Annotated in this window: 13 protein-coding genes; 6 read left to right on the forward strand and 7 right to left on the reverse strand. The window is 62.3% G+C overall.

Translation table 11 applies throughout. The features are described 5' to 3' along the window. Window positions 1–265: 265 nt before the first annotated feature. On the reverse strand, window positions 266–1147 hold the full coding sequence (locus R0J92_RS19155) for an SDR family oxidoreductase (RefSeq protein ID WP_411052774.1): 882 nt from the start codon (window positions 1145–1147) through the stop codon (window positions 266–268). An 83-nt stretch (window positions 1148–1230) separates the two neighbouring features. Between R0J92_RS19155 and R0J92_RS19160 the strand changes: the two genes are divergently transcribed. Beyond that, the gene (locus tag R0J92_RS19160; protein WP_411052775.1) at window positions 1231–1866 is read left to right on the forward strand and encodes a class I SAM-dependent DNA methyltransferase; all 636 of its coding nucleotides are present in this window, start codon (window positions 1231–1233) and stop codon (window positions 1864–1866) included. Window positions 1867–2052: 186 nt separating this feature from the next. Here R0J92_RS19160 and R0J92_RS19165 read toward each other — a convergent pair whose 3' ends face one another. Genes R0J92_RS19165 through R0J92_RS19180 form a run of 4 tightly spaced genes read right to left on the reverse strand, consistent with a single transcriptional unit; the run spans window position 2053 to window position 6364 of the window. Further along, on the reverse strand, window positions 2053–2841 hold the full coding sequence (locus R0J92_RS19165) for a carnitinyl-CoA dehydratase (RefSeq protein WP_411052776.1): 789 nt from the start codon (window positions 2839–2841) through the stop codon (window positions 2053–2055). Continuing rightward, a complete protein-coding gene (locus R0J92_RS19170; protein WP_411052777.1) occupies window positions 2838–4877 on the reverse strand; it encodes an acetate--CoA ligase family protein in 2040 nt (679 codons plus the stop codon). Before R0J92_RS19170 ends, R0J92_RS19165 begins: the two co-directional genes overlap by 4 nt. Window positions 4878–4883: 6 nt before the next feature. Continuing rightward, entirely contained in the window at window positions 4884–5198 is a 315-nt protein-coding gene (locus R0J92_RS19175) for a SelT/SelW/SelH family protein (RefSeq protein ID WP_106164420.1), read from the reverse strand. A 2-nt stretch (window positions 5199–5200) separates the two neighbouring features. Continuing rightward, window positions 5201–6364 (reverse strand): acyl-CoA dehydrogenase family protein, encoded by a 1164-nt coding sequence (locus R0J92_RS19180; protein WP_411052778.1) that lies wholly within the window; start codon window positions 6362–6364, stop codon window positions 5201–5203. 93 nt (window positions 6365–6457) lie between these two features. On the opposite strand from R0J92_RS19180, the gene R0J92_RS19185 reads away from it, so the two are divergent. Continuing rightward, window positions 6458–7405 carry a GlxA family transcriptional regulator gene (locus tag R0J92_RS19185; RefSeq protein WP_411052779.1) on the forward strand — a complete coding sequence of 316 codons (948 nt, stop codon included), beginning with the start codon at window positions 6458–6460 and terminating at the stop codon, window positions 7403–7405. A 5-nt stretch (window positions 7406–7410) separates the two neighbouring features. On the opposite strand, the gene R0J92_RS19190 is transcribed toward R0J92_RS19185, so the two are convergent. After that, window positions 7411–8601, reverse strand: coding sequence for a hypothetical protein (locus R0J92_RS19190; protein ID WP_411052780.1), 1191 nt, complete (start codon window positions 8599–8601; stop codon window positions 7411–7413). Window positions 8602–8916: 315 nt separating this feature from the next. On the opposite strand from R0J92_RS19190, the gene ade reads away from it, so the two are divergent. From ade to R0J92_RS19210, 4 genes are all read left to right on the forward strand, one after another. Further along, window positions 8917–10722 (forward strand): adenine deaminase, encoded by a 1806-nt coding sequence (gene ade / locus R0J92_RS19195; protein ID WP_106164417.1) that lies wholly within the window; start codon window positions 8917–8919, stop codon window positions 10720–10722. Next, window positions 10715–12181 carry an AMP nucleosidase gene (locus R0J92_RS19200; RefSeq protein WP_411052781.1) on the forward strand — a complete coding sequence of 489 codons (1467 nt, stop codon included), beginning with the start codon at window positions 10715–10717 and terminating at the stop codon, window positions 12179–12181. Before ade ends, R0J92_RS19200 begins: the two co-directional genes overlap by 8 nt. A gap of 142 nt (window positions 12182–12323) precedes the next feature. Next, entirely contained in the window at window positions 12324–12617 is a 294-nt protein-coding gene (locus R0J92_RS19205; protein WP_005618395.1) for an HU family DNA-binding protein, read from the forward strand. Between the two features lie 138 nt (window positions 12618–12755). Beyond that, window positions 12756–13667: a DMT family transporter gene (locus R0J92_RS19210; RefSeq protein ID WP_411052782.1), complete on the forward strand. Its 912-nt coding sequence runs from the start codon at window positions 12756–12758 to the stop codon at window positions 13665–13667. A gap of 4 nt (window positions 13668–13671) precedes the next feature. Here R0J92_RS19210 and R0J92_RS19215 read toward each other — a convergent pair whose 3' ends face one another. Further along, on the reverse strand, window positions 13672–14205 hold the full coding sequence (locus R0J92_RS19215) for a glutathione peroxidase (protein WP_394804999.1): 534 nt from the start codon (window positions 14203–14205) through the stop codon (window positions 13672–13674). Window positions 14206–14254: the final 49 nt, after the last annotated feature.

Consider the following 14254-nt stretch of genomic DNA (forward strand, 5'->3'; position numbering starts at 1 on the left):
TGAAGCTCAATGACAAGCGATGAAACATCTTCTTTTCCAAGTAGATAGACCGGAAGATAATTGGGGCGCAGGACTGAGAAGTACAGTAGCATGGCCCGCTTTCGAAACAGGGGCGGACCAAATACGCTTTCGACAATGCTGTCGCGAACGTAGTGTTCCCATAGCTGGTCGAGTACGCCGGGGAAGTTCGTTTTGATCGCGGCCTTGAGCCGTCCCAATGAGCGATATCGCGATAGCACCATATAGAGATGTAGGGTTTTGATGCTCAAACTCCGGGCGGATCCGCTGGCGGGACAAAACGCTCCATGTCCTCGGCTGCAAACACCGCCTTCAAGCCGCTGCGATAGTCCGGATAGCGCAGGTCCACGCCCAGCTCTGCCTTGATCCGGTCATTGCGCACCCGCTTGTTCTCGCCATAGAAGCTGCGCGCCATCGGGCTCATTCCGGCCTCGTCAAAGGGCACTTCGGCGGGCACCGGCAGGCCCAGCAGCTCTGCCGCGTAGCCAAGCACATCCTGCGGCGGCGCCGGATTGTCATCGCAGACATTGTAGACCGCGCCCGGATTGGGTTGCGCGATGGAGGCCGCGAGCACCTGCGCGATGTCCTCCACATGGATGCGCGAGAACACCTGCCCCGGCTTCACGATCCGTCGCGCCCGGCCCGACATCAGCTTGGCAAAGGGCCCGCGCCCGGGGCCGTAGATCCCGGCAAGGCGGAAGATATGCAGCGGCAGCTCTGGCAGGGCCTGCCAGTCGGCCTCGGCCCGGGCACGCCAATCGCCGCGCTGGCTGGAAGGGGTTATGGGAGTTGCTTCATCAACCCAGGCGCCATCATGGTCGCCGTAGACCGCGGTGGTGGACAGATAGCCGACCCATTCCAGCGACGGCAGCTCCGCGATGCGCGCGCCGAGCGCATTCAGCACCGGGTCACCCTCCTCGGAGGGGCTGATCGACAGCAGGATATGGGTCACTCCGTCGAGCGGTACATCCTCGCCGGGCCAGGTGAGCAGCTCCACGCCCTCGACCGGGGTGATTTCCGCACGATCCCGGGTGGTGCCGAGAATGCGCCACTCGGGCCCGGCCAGCACCTGAGCCAGCGCGCGAGCGGTGTATCCAAACCCAAAGCAAAGAAGCGTCTTTTTCGTCATGGACCGGACCATGCTTTTGGTTGCAGGCAGATGCAAGACGATAAGGTCTTGCTTCGAATCCAAACACCGCTTTTGATTTGGCCATGACTGAGAAAACGCCAGACGTCAGCGATGCCTATGCATTGGATACGCCGAAGGCTGCGCGTCAGCTCTATGCCCGTTGGGCGAATAGCTACGACGATAGCTTTGCCAACGCGCGGGGCTATATTCTGCCGGATTTGACCGCGCGGGCCTTTGCGCAGGCAGGGGGATGCGGCCCTGTGCTGGACGTTGGCGCGGGCACCGGGCTTTGTGGTGTGGCGCTGTCTGGACTGCGGGTCACGCCCGTGGATGCCACCGACATCAGCCCCGATATGTTGGCACAGGCGCTGCGCAAGGATGTCTACCGCGACGTGATTGAGGCCGATCTGAACGCGGGCATTCCCGTGCCACGACAGAGTTATGCCGGGGTGGTCTCCTCCGGCACCTTCACCCACGGCCATCTTGGCCCGGAGGTGTTGCCCGCGATCCTGCGGGTGGCGCGGAGTGGCGCCTGGTTTGCCCTCTCGGTGAATGCCGCGCATTACGAGGAGGGCGGGTTTGCCATCGCCTTTGATCGATTGCTGCGTGGGCAGTGGATCACCAACCTGTCGCTGCCTGAGGTGCGCATTTATGGCGAGGGCGCGGAGGGCGCACATCGCAACGACACCGCGCTGATTGCGGTGTTTCAGAAGGTCTGAAACCTGGTGCGACCGCGCCGTGCCGACAGGCACGGCGCCCGGCCCAACTGGGGTGGACGTCCGTCAGGACGGTGGGCACAGGCGGGAGCGCTCCCGCCCCTTTGCATGCCATCCTTGATGCCACACAAAGCCTTGGGCCCGGCAGCGCGCCTGGCGGCGCGCTGCAGTGGCGTTCAGCTGCCCGCGTCAGCGCCCCTTCCAGACCGGATCGCGCTTCTCGGCAAAGGCGCGCGCGCCTTCAAGATTGTCCTCGGAGCCATAGAGCAGATCTACACTGCGCAGCTGCCGTCCGGTGACGCGGTTCATCGCGTCCTGGAACTTGGAATCCTCGGCATCACGCACGATTTCCTTGATCGCGGCATAGACCAGCGGCGGGCCGGAGGCGAGGAGGCGCGCATGCTCCCAGGCACGGTCCATCAATTGATCGCCGGCAATGATCTCATTCACCAGCCCCCAGCGGTTGGCCTCTTCGGCGTCGAACCAGCGCCCGGTCAGCAGCAGCTCCATCGCGATGTGATAGGGGATGCGTTTGGGCAGTTTGATCGACGCCGCATCGGCCACGGTGCCGGAGCGGATTTCCGGCAGCGCAAAGGTGGCGTGATCGGCCGCGAGGATCATGTCCGCCGACAGGGCCAGTTCCAGCCCGCCGCCGCAGGCGATGCCGTTGACGGCGGCGATCACCGGCTTGTTCAGCTCGCGCAGCTCCTGCAGGCCGCCAAAGCCGCCAACACCATAGTTGCCATCCACCGCATCACCGTCGGCGGCTGCCTTAAGGTCCCATCCGGGGCAGAAGAATTTCTCGCCACCGCCGGTGATGATCGCCACCCGCAACGTGTCGTCATCGCGAAAGGCCTGAAACGCCTCGCCCATCAGGCGCGAGGTTTGCAGATCAATCGCGTTGGCCTTGGGGCGGTCCAGCGTCACCTCGAGGATGGCGCCTTCGCGGCGGGTCTTGACGGGGCTCGTTTCAGTCATCGCAACATGTCCTTTCTGCGCATCAGCGCATCCGCCGCCACGGCCTCCGTGGGGGTGCAGAGCAGCGGGTTGATTTCGATTTCTTCCAGTCCTTCGGCCTCGGCGACCACATAGGCCTCGATGGATCGGATCGCGCGCAGGATCGCATTGCGATCCGCCGCAGGCGCGCCGCGATAGCCTGCCAGCAGCGGGGCGATCTTCAACCCGTCGAGTGCTGCGTTCAAAGCGGCGTCCGAGGCGGGCAGCAGCACCGAGGCGCTGTCCTGCATGATCTCGGTCAGCGTCCCGCCTGCGGCCAGCGTCAGCACGAAGCCATGTGCGGGATCCTTCACCACGCCAACCAGCAATTCGGCCACCGCGCCGGTGACCATCTCCTCGACCAGGAACCGGTCGGTGGGCATGGCCACGGCGGCATCGCTGACCTCCTGGCCGGAGCCGAGGTTCAGTTTTACCGCGCCTTCCTCGGTCTTATGCGCGATGCCCTCGCCCTTGAGCACCACGGGGTAGCCGATATCCGCCGCCACCGCGCGCGCGGCCACGACGGTGCGGGCGGGTTTGGCACGCGGCACCCGGAGGCCAAAGCGCGCAAGCCAGGCCTTGGCTTCGCCCTCGGGCACCAGATCCGGCTCGGCATGGGTTTTGGTGGGCAGCAACAGGGGGTGCGCCAGTTCTGGCAAGGGTTGGCCGGCCGCCGCGATGGCAGAGATCGCCTCGGGCAGGCCCAGCATCGGCACCACACCGGCGGCGATGAGCTGCTCGGCCACCTCTTCGGGCAGCAATTCCGGCAGGGTCGCAAGCATGGCCACCGGTTGATCGGTTTGCTGCCGCACCGAGACGGCGGATTGGATGGCGCAATCCCAATCGGAGGCATCGCAGCGGTCGGCACGCGGGAAATCCACCACCAGAATCGTCAGCGCCAGCTGCGGGTCGACCATGGCGGAGAAGGCCCGGGTCATCGCCTCGGTGTCACGCCATATATAGGTGTGGTAGTCGAGCGGGTTCGCCAGCGCCACCATCGGGCCCAGTGCCGCGCGCAAATCGCTGCGTTGGCGGTCATTCAATGGCGGAAAGCTGACATCCCGTCCGTAGGCGGTATCCGCCGAAAGGCTCGCCTCGCCCCCGGAACAGCTGATCGTCGCAATGCGGGTAGAGGGCAGGCGGCCCACCACATGCATCAGTTTCAGTGTCTCGAGGAACGACGGCAGGTCGTAAAGCCGCGGGATGCCGAGACGTGAGAGCAAAGCCCCGGCACCCGCGTCGCCCCCGGCCAGCGAGGCCGTGTGCGAGACTGTTGCGGCACGCGCTTGCGCGGACCGTCCGACCTTGAGCGCGATGATCTGCTTACCAAGTTGCCGCGCCTTCAGCGCCAGCGCCTCGAATGCACGCAGATCGCCAAAGCCCTCGATATGCAGCCCCAGCGCGGTGACACGGTCATCTTCCAGCAGCGCCTCGCCGATCGCCGCCAGTCCGGTCTGGGCCTGATTGCCGCAGGTCACCACATAGGCCACCGGCAGAGCGCGGGTCTGCATGGTGAGGTTGATGGCGATATTGGAGCTTTGGGTGACGATGGCCACGCCTTTGTCCACCCGCTTGCCGCCATGCTGATCGGGCCATAACAGCGCGCCGTCGAGGTAGTTGATGAACCCGTAGCAGTTCGGCCCGAGGATCGGCATCTCCCCGGCCGCCGCCAGCAGTCGCTCCTGCAGATCCGCGCCCTCGGCATCCTCGGCCTCGGCCTCCAGAAAACCGGAGGCGAAACAGACCGCACCACCCGCGCCGCGCGCGGCCAGCGCCGTGACGATGTCGATGGTGACAAAGCGGTTCACGCCGATGAAGCTGGCGTCCGGCGCCGAGGGGAGGGAAGCCACGTCTTTGAACGCAGGCAGACCCGCGACCTCCTCGGCCTTGGGATGCACGGGCCAGATTTCGCCCTCAAACCCCATCTTGCGGCATTGTTCGATCACGGCCGAGCACCACGCCCCACCGCCGACAACGGCAATGGTTTTGGGCCTGAAGAGCCTTTTTAGAGACTGCATTTGACGTTATTCACCCAAGGTTTCACGGTCCAGATGCCCAAGGCTCTGATCCGGGTTGATATGATCGCGCACGCGGGTTTTCAGCTCTTTCACATCCGGAAATCCACCGTCCCGCTTACGCTCCCAGATCACCGCATCATCGAGGGTGATCTCAAAGGTTCCGCCAATTTCGCCCGGCACCAGAGTCACCCCGCCCAGTTGTTCCTGAAAGGTCGAGAGCAGTTCCTGGCTCATCCAGGCGGCGCGCAACAGCCAGTTGCAGCCGATGCAATAGGTGATGGTCACTACAGGTTTCTGGTTGGTTTCAGCGGGATCGGACAAGGTCAGCCTCCAAGCGGTCTCAGCATCTCGCGGCTGATGATATGCCGCTGGATTTCACTGGTGCCCTCCCAGATACGCTCCACGCGCGCGTCACGCCAGATGCGTTCGAGGGGAAGCTCGTCCATCAGCCCCATGCCGCCGTGGATCTGGATCGCCTCGTCGGCAACCATGGCCAGCATCTCGGTCGCTTTCAGCTTTGCCATCGACATGTCACTCTCGGTGACGCTGCCCTGATCGAACTTCCAGCCGGCCTCCCAGGTGAGCAGGTTTGCCGCCTTCAGCTCGGTGGCCATATCGGCGAGCTTGAAGGACACGCCCTGAAACTTGCCGATTTGCTGACCGAACTGCTTGCGCTCGGCGCAGTATTCGACCGCATGTTGCAGCGCCCGTTCGGCGCGGCCCAGACAGGTCGCAGCCACTTGCAGGCGGGTGGCGCCCAGCCAAGTGTTGGCGACGTCGAACCCCTTGTCGACCTCGCCCAGAACGGCGGAGGACGGCAGGCGGCAATCGTCGAACTCCAGCACTGCGTTGGTGTAGCCGCGGTGGGAGACGTTGCGATAACCATCGCGCACGGAGAAGCCCGGTGTTCCCTTGTCGACAAAGAACGCCGTGATCTTTTTCTTCTTGCCGCGTGGGGTGTCCTCTTCCCCCGTGGCCATGAAGACGATGGCGAAATCGGCCACATCCGCGTGGGAGATGAAATGCTTGGTACCGTTCAGGATCCAGTCGTCACCATCCTTGCGGGCCGAAGCGGCCATGCCGCGCAGGTCGGACCCCGCGCCCGGCTCCGTCATTGCCAGACAATCCCATTTTTCGCCGCGGATACAGGGGAAGAGATATTTCTCTTTCTGCTCCTCCGTGCCCGCCAAGAGGATGTTCGAGGGGCGCGCGACGCTGGTCCAATGCAGGGCGTAGTTGGCGCGACCGAGTTCTTTTTCATAGAGAAGCCACGACAGTGTATCGAGCCCGGCGCCGCCGACCTCTTCAGGCATATTGGCCGCATAAAGCCCGGCTTCGATGGCCTTTTTCTGGATCTCCTTCACCAGATCCATATCGAGATGGCCACTGCGCTCAATCTCCAGCTCATGCGGGTAGATCTCGTTCTCCACAAAGGCGCGGGTGGTCTCGACGATCATCGCCTGTTCTTCTGTCATGCCGAAATGCACGGGCGGTCTCCTTGCTGGTCTGGGCTGTCTGGGTGCTTGTCAGACAGGGTATGCCGGACATAGGATGGGTACCATGCAGTAACGGCGAAAATCATGCAAAAATGGACAAATGATCTCGCGACGGTGCAGCAGGTGGATATCCTGCTGTTCGATGATTTCTCTGCGCATTGTCTGGCCAACACGGTGGAGCCGATGCGGGCGGCCAACACATTGGCCGGACGGGAGCTCTATCGCTGGCGGTTCCTGTCCCGCGACGGCGGGACCGTGGTGTCCTCCTCCGGTATGGAGGTCACGGCGCATGCGCGGCTTGCCGATTGTTCCGGTGATATGCTGGCCATCATGCCGAGCTATAATTTCCTGCGCCATGATGGGCCTGAGACACGCCGGGCGTTGCGCGCCGCCGTGGCCCGCTATGCGGAGATGGCGGGGTTCGATACCGGCCCATGGTTGATGGCGGCGGCTGGCTTGCTGGATGGGCGCAAGGCAACAATCCATTGGCATGAGATCACGCGGCTTGAAGAGAGATTTCCAGAGGTGGAGGTGATCCGTGCGCGTTTCCTGCGCGACGGGGACCGCACCACCTGCACCGGCGCGCTGGCCGCATTCGACCTGATGATCGAACGGATCGGCGCGGCGCATGGTCAAGCCTTGCGTCTGGAAGTGGCCGCGTTGTTCATGAGTGCTGAAAGTGGCGGTGCCGCGCCGGAAACTGCATTGGCGCGCACGCGAACTGTGTCCCGTGCCGTTGCCCTGATGCAGGCTCATCTGGAGCATCCACTGCCCATGCCAGAGATCGCACGACGTATCGGGCGATCACGAAAGGATCTGGAGGCGCGCATGAAGGCGGATCTAGGTGCCACGCCGGCGGCGGTCTATCGCAGGCTGCGTCTGATTCAGGCCCGAAGGCTCTTGTTAGAGACTGATATCACGGTGTCGGAGGTGGCCACTCGCAGCGGATACGAAGATCCGAGCGCCTTGACCCGCGCCTTCAGAAATGAGTTTGCGACGACGCCTCGGGCGCTGCGCAAGGGAGGGGCCTGACTTTGTCAGATCTTGCGTGCCACCATCCATTGGTTGAGGCGCCAGACACCCCAGGCCAGCGGAATGGCGCCCAGCCCACCGACCACATAGGCCAACGGCTCGTCTGAGAAGCTTTCGAACATCTGGGTGTAGAAATGGATCGCGGCGAAAGTGAGCGCCGCGTTGAACAGCCCCCTTTGGGTGCGGGAGGCGGCCCATATAATGGTCGCCAAGAGCGTCACGGCCCACAGTATGGAATACGTCAGTTCGGGTATGGTCAGCGCGGCGTCACGGAAGGAATCGCGCGCGGCGCTGTAGGTTTCATAGTCTGCCCAGCCGTCCCGATAGCGCCCGGGCCCCCAGAGGTGTTCGCCAACGACATCGCCCCAGATTGACCCGACCAATGCGCAGAGGTTGGCGATGATAAAGCCCATCACAGCCAGAATACGCAGATGCCGTGCATTCCGTTCAGATACGCGGACAACGCCCCACATGCAGGCAGCGATCAACAGGCCCATTTGCAGGATCGTCAGTGTCGGCTCGGGGGAATAGAAGGCATAGACCGCGTGGAAATAGGCGGTGCCGGTTTCCAGAATCTGTGCAAAGGGGATCAGGGCAGCAGCGGTGATCAGCCTCACGTCCAGTTGCCAGCCTGTCCCGGCCAGCGCCACGGCATAATAGAGCAGCAGCAGGTTGCGCCACGGAGGACCGAGGTCATGCAGCTGCGCCAGAATTTCGATACCGCCAAGATGCATGCTCAGCCCCATCAGCAGGACCGTGCCTAGGACGAACCGCGCGGACCATGCGCTGGTGCGCCATCGCCAGAGACAGATCAGTGCGACCAGCACCCCACCCGACGCCAGCACCCACCCTGCAAGTTGCTCGTAACGATCAACCAACTCCACCGTCGCGCCGCCAAGCAACATGCCCACGCCGATCAATACGGCGGAGTTGCCGAACATCGCGTAGCTGGCCCCCGCCCGGGCAAGAACTGCGAGGCCCCCGGCCAGCATCAAACCGCCGACTATTGCCACCAGAAACGGATCCGCGAGCCAAAAGATGAACCCGACCGTGGCGGCAAGAATTCCGAAGCACAGGATCGCGTTCACTGCGAGCGTTACCATAACCTCGCGCGAGCGACGCTTGAGGATCGCGGCCTGGTCTGGTGTCAGGGTGCCATCGGCGACCAGCGCCTCGGTATCGGCAATCACATGCATATCGAGATCCTTGTGGTCATGGTCTTTGCTCAGGGTGACACGTTAACTGAAGAATGAACAAGGCCGGGAAATCCATACGGGATCGGCGTGGGCAGGGCACATGAGGTCTTTGGTGCGGGCCGGTCTTCAGGTCCGTCACGACCGTCGGGTCGTTGCCTGCGGTACTTATCCGCAACGGCAGGCGGCGCAAGCTCCCGCGATCAGTTCCTGGGCATGATACCGTCCATGCGCGGAGGCCCACTCGTTGTTCATCAGGCTGTTATGATCGCAGATTAGGGGTCTTGCACCCCGGATCGCAATCAATGACAGTAGGCCATGACAAACAAGACCTTCCCAAGCTGGCCCGACGTCGCCCCCCAATTGATTGAAACCGCAGCCGGACGTGCCCCGGCCGATACGGTGATTCGTAACGGCAAATGGGTAAATGTGCACACGCGGGAAGTACTGGATGGCCATGACATCGCGATCAAGGCTGGTCGGATCGCATATGTGGGGCCGGATGCCTCTTACTGCGTTGGCGCCGACACGCAGGTGATCGAGGCCGAGGGGCGCTATATGGTGCCGGGCCTGTGTGATGCGCATATGCACATCGAGAGCGGCATGCTGACGCCGGCGGAATTTGCCCGCGCGGTGATCCCGCATGGCACCACCACCATGTTCACCGATCCGCATGAGATCGCCAATGTGCTGGGCCTCGAAGGCGTGCGGCTGATGCATGACGAGGCGCTTTTGCAGCCGGTCAACATTTACACCCAGATGCCCTCCTGCGCGCCCTCGGCGCCGGGGTTGGAGACCACGGGCTATGAGATCTCGCCCGAGGACGTGTCGGAGGCAATGAACTGGCCCGGCATCATCGGGTTGGGCGAGATGATGAACTTTCCCGGTGTCGCCAATGGTGATGCCAAGATGCTGGCGGAGATCGCCGCCACCCAGCGCGCGGGCAAGACCGTCGGCGGGCATTATGCCTCTCCCGATCTGGGGCCGGATTTCGCCGCCTACGTGGCCGGCGGCCCGGCAGATGATCACGAGGGCACTTGCGAGGCGGACGCGATCGCGCGGATGCGGCAGGGCATGCGCGCGATGGTGCGTCTGGGCTCCGCCTGGTACGACGTCGAGGCGCAGATCACCGCGATCACCGAGAAAGGCCTCGATCCCCGCAATTTCATCCTCTGCACCGATGATTGCCACTCCGGCACGCTGGTCAACGATGGCCATATGAACCGGGTGGTGCGCCACGCCATCGCCTGCGGCTGTGACCCGGTGGTGGCGATCCAGATGGCGACCATCAACACCGCGACACATTTTGGTCTGGAGCGCGAAATCGGCTCCCTCACCCCCGGTCGGCGGGCCGATGTGATCCTGAGCTCGGATCTGACAACCCTGCCCATCGAAGTGGTCATTGCGCGCGGGCAGGTCGTGGCAGAAACAGGCTCTATCAAGGTGGATTGCCCGCATCTGGACTGGCCGGACAGCGCCCGGGGCACCGTGCATCTGGGGCATCAATTGACCGCGCGGGACTTTGAACTCGCAGCGCCAGAGGGTGCAAACTCCGTCACCGCGAATGTGATTGGCGTGGTGGAGAACCAGGCCCCGACCAAGGCGCTGAAGGCGGAGCTGCCGGTCAAGGATGGGCTGGTCGAAGGCGAGGGACCGGTGTGTCAGATCGCGCTGGTCGAACGTCATCAGGCCACGGGCGGCGTCACCAACGCGTTTGTCTCGGGGTTTGGCTATGAGGGGCGGATGGCGATGGCCTCCACCGTCGCCCATGACAGTCACCACATGATCGTGGTCGGCACCGACCGCGCGCAGATGGCGCTGGCGGCAAACCGTCTGGCCGAAGTTGGCGGCGGCATCACGATCTTCCGAGATGGTGAGGAGCTGGCGCTGGTGGAGTTGCCGATCGCCGGGTTGATGTCGGACCGTCCTGCCTCCATGGTGGCTGCGGACGCGGACAAGCTGGTTGCGGCCATGCAGGACTGCGGCTGCCAGCTCAACAACGCCTATATGCAGCACTCGTTGCTGGCCCTCGTGGTCATACCTGAGCTGAGGATCAGCGATCTCGGCCTTGTCGATGTGCGTACATTCCAGAAAATTCCAGTAATCGAGCCGTTCAATGACTGACATAAAAACACCCGACCTGCCCGAAGCCCAAAGCTTTACCGATCCCAAGGCCGCCGTGGCCCGGTTGATTGAACTTTATGATGCGGCCACCAACTTTCTGTGCGACGAGTTCATGTCGGCGATGAGTGCGGGCGCCGCACCCGGAAGCCGCATGCGCGCGTTTTATCCGGAAGTTCGCTTTACGACGACCACCTATGCGCAGGTGGACAGCCGCCTGAGCTTTGGCCATGTGGCCGATCCGGGGACCTATTCAACCACGGTGACCAGACCGGATCTGTTTGAACATTATCTGGAGCAGCAGATTGGCCTGTTGATCAAGAACCACGGTCAGCCTGTGGTCGTGGGCGTTTCGGAAACACCGATGCCGGTGCATTTTGCCGTTGCCTCTCGCCCCGGTTTGACCGTGCCGCAGGAAGGGGCCGCGCGTTTCACCCTGCGTGACGTCTTTGACGTGCCGGATCTGGCAACCACCAACGACGATATCGTCAATGGCACCCATGTGCCGGAAAACGGCGTCGGACCACTGTCGCTGTTTACCGCCCAGCGGGTTGATTATTCGCTGGCGCGTCTGGCGCATTACACGGCCACCGACCCGGGTCATTTCCAGAACCATGTGTTGTTCACCAACTACCAGTTCTACGTGACCGAGTTCGAGGCCTATGCCCGCGCTCAACTGGCAGATACCGACAGCGGCTACACCAGCTTTGTCTCCACCGGCAACGTCGAGATTACCGATGCCGAGGAAGTGCTGCCTGGGTCCCCAAAGATGCCTCAGATGCCGACCTATCACCTGAAGCGACCGGACGGGAACGGCATCACCCTGGTCAACATCGGGGTCGGACCGTCGAATGCAAAGACCGCCACCGACCACATCGCGGTGCTGCGCCCGCATGCCTGGCTGATGGTTGGCCATTGTGCCGGTCTGCGAAATTCGCAGGCGCTGGGGGACTTCGTGCTGGCGCATGCCTATCTGCGCGAGGATCACGTGCTGGACGACGATCTGCCGGTCTGGGTGCCGATCCCGGCGCTGGCCGAAATTCAGGTCGCATTGGAAGAGGCGGTGGCGCAGGAAACCGGCCTTGAAGGGTATGACCTGAAACGGATCATGCGCACCGGCACCGTCGCCAGTCATGACAACCGCAATTGGGAGCTGAGGGATCAGTCCGGCCCGGTGCAGCACCTCAGCCAATCCCGCGCCATCGCGCTTGATATGGAGAGTGCAACCATTGCCGCCAACGGATACCGCTTCCGGGTGCCCTACGGGACGCTGTTGTGTGTGTCCGACAAGCCGCTGCATGGTGAGTTGAAGCTGCCGGGCATGGCCTCGGACTTCTACCGCACCCAGGTCTCAAAGCATTTGCTGATCGGGATCAAGGCGATGGAAATGCTCCGGAGCATGCCGTTGGAGCGCCTTCATAGCCGGAAATTGCGCTCTTTCGACGAAACAGCCTTCCTGTAAAGGCGAAAATATGCTGTTTTCCACCGAAAATCTCTAGTTTGGCGCTTGATCTTATGCGCTACGCGTTGTGTTGTCCCACAACATAACGCTAATGTTACGCGATGAGGCCCCAACACGTCGGGCAGTTTCAAGGAGACTAAGAATGTCCAAACCGATGACCAAAACTCAGCTTGTGGCAGCGCTTGCTGAGGAAATGGACAGCGACAAGAAAACCGCTGGCGCCGCGCTGGATGCCGTGTGCAACCTGATCACCCGTGAAGTGTCCGGCGGTGGTGCCGTGACTCTGCCGGGCGTTGGCAAGATCTATTGCCGTGAGCGTCCGGAGCGCGAAGTGCGCAACCCTGCCACCGGCGAGAAGTTCATGAAAGAAGCAGACAAGGTCGTGAAAATGACCATCGCCAAAGCGCTGAAAGACAGCGTGAACGGCGACGCCTGATAGACCTTTTGGTCTGGCGACAGCTTCGGGGCTGCCCTTCGGGGCGGCCCTTTTGTTTTGTACCAATATCCGATCACGACCTATTCACCCCGTCGGGAACTGGTTAGCGTGCCGGCGATGACAACGAAGGGGCCATTGATGGATTTGCGTGCAATAGCGATGGGGCTGACATTTGCCCTGATGTGGTCTTCTGCCTTTACCTCGGCGCGGATCATCGTTGTGGATGCGTCCCCGTTGTTTTCGCTGGCGATGCGGTTTCTGATCTCCGGCGTGATTGGTGTCCTGATCGCGCGTGCCCTTGGGCAGACATGGCGACTGACGTCTGGGCAGTGGAAGGCGACCATCGTGTTTGGCGTCTGTCAGAATGCGCTCTATCTCGGGCTCAACTTCGTTGCGATGCAATGGATCGAGGCGTCTTTGGCCGCCATTATTGCGTCGACCATGCCGCTGCTGGTGGCGCTTGCCTCGCTGATCGTGTTCCGTGAGAAAATTCGCCCGCTCGGGTTGCTGGGACTTGTGGCCGGTGTGGCCGGGGTCGGCCTGATCATGGGAACGCGGATTGGTGCCGGTGTCGACCTTGTTGGTGTGGCCTTCTGTGGGCTTGGGGTGTTGGCCCTGACTGCAGCCACACTTGCGCTGCGCGGGGCGACGTCAGGTGGCAACTTCATGATGGTGGTGGGGCTGCAGATGCTGATCGGCTCCGCAGTGCTGTTTCCGGCGGCCCTGACGTTTGAGACCATTCGCGTCGACCCGAGCTGGCCGCTCGCGATCGCGTTCATCTATACGACATTGGTGCCCGGGCTGGCCGCGACGCTGATCTGGGTGATGCTGCTCAACCGGATCGGAGCGGTGAGGGCGGCGACCTTCCACTTCCTCAACCCGGTGTTCGGTGTCGCGATTTCCAGCATTCTGCTGGGAGAGCGCCTCGGAGTGCTGGATGTGGTTGGCGTGGGGATCGTGACGCTTGGTATTCTTGCGGTGCAGCTGTCGCGACAGCCCGCGACCAGAACCGCACCGATGGCGCCTGGCCTCTCGGCGCGGGCGGATTAAAAACTCAGCTGTTCAGCTGCCCTTCGACGGCCTGACGGATCGCACCGGACATTGGCCGCGTGAGGGAGCCCCAAGTCTTCACGACATTTCCGTCTGGTGACAGCAGGATCTTGTTGAAGTTCCAGCGCGGCACAAACCCAGTCTGCTGTGCCACTTCGCGAAAGAACGGATGGGCGTCCTGACCGGTCACCTGCGTGATATCCGCCATCGGCAATGTGAGATCGAAACGGGTTTCGCAGAACTCTTTCACCTCTTCGGCGTTGGAAAGCTCCTGATTGAAGTCATTCGACGGGACGGCCAGCACAATCAGACCCCGTTCACGATAGGTATCGTAGAGGGTCTGCAGCCCATCATACTGTCCGGTAAACCCGCACATTGACGCCGTGTTGACCACAAGCACCGGCTGCCCGCGAAAGCTCTCCAGATCGAGGGTCTCGCCATCTATGGATTGAAACGTGCCTTGCAGCGGCGCGCTGTTTACCGTCGACATTCCGAAAATCCCAAACAACATCAACATCCCTGCCAGAAACACGCGCATCAGAACTCTCCTTTTGAAAGTATACGGACCGTCCCGCAGGGTGGATCAC

The organism is Tritonibacter sp. SIMBA_163 (assembly GCF_046535935.1).
Lineage (GTDB): Bacteria > Pseudomonadota > Alphaproteobacteria > Rhodobacterales > Rhodobacteraceae > Epibacterium > Epibacterium scottomollicae.

Coding starts and splice junctions, on each gene's coding strand:
- R0J92_RS19155 (WP_411052774.1), bottom strand. CDS start 1,147: ATGACGAAAAAGACGCTTCTTTGCTTTGGGTTTGGATACACCGCTCGC.
- R0J92_RS19160 (WP_411052775.1), top strand. CDS start 1,231: ATGACTGAGAAAACGCCAGACGTCAGCGATGCCTATGCATTGGATACG.
- R0J92_RS19165 (WP_411052776.1), bottom strand. CDS start 2,841: ATGACTGAAACGAGCCCCGTCAAGACCCGCCGCGAAGGCGCCATCCTC.
- R0J92_RS19170 (WP_411052777.1), bottom strand. CDS start 4,877: ATGCAGTCTCTAAAAAGGCTCTTCAGGCCCAAAACCATTGCCGTTGTC.
- R0J92_RS19185 (WP_411052779.1), top strand. CDS start 6,458: ATGCAAAAATGGACAAATGATCTCGCGACGGTGCAGCAGGTGGATATC.
- R0J92_RS19190 (WP_411052780.1), bottom strand. CDS start 8,601: ATGCATGTGATTGCCGATACCGAGGCGCTGGTCGCCGATGGCACCCTG.
- ade (WP_106164417.1), top strand. CDS start 8,917: ATGACAAACAAGACCTTCCCAAGCTGGCCCGACGTCGCCCCCCAATTG.
- R0J92_RS19200 (WP_411052781.1), top strand. CDS start 10,715: ATGACTGACATAAAAACACCCGACCTGCCCGAAGCCCAAAGCTTTACC.
- R0J92_RS19205 (WP_005618395.1), top strand. CDS start 12,324: ATGTCCAAACCGATGACCAAAACTCAGCTTGTGGCAGCGCTTGCTGAG.
- R0J92_RS19210 (WP_411052782.1), top strand. CDS start 12,756: ATGGATTTGCGTGCAATAGCGATGGGGCTGACATTTGCCCTGATGTGG.
- R0J92_RS19215 (WP_394804999.1), bottom strand. CDS start 14,205: ATGCGCGTGTTTCTGGCAGGGATGTTGATGTTGTTTGGGATTTTCGGA.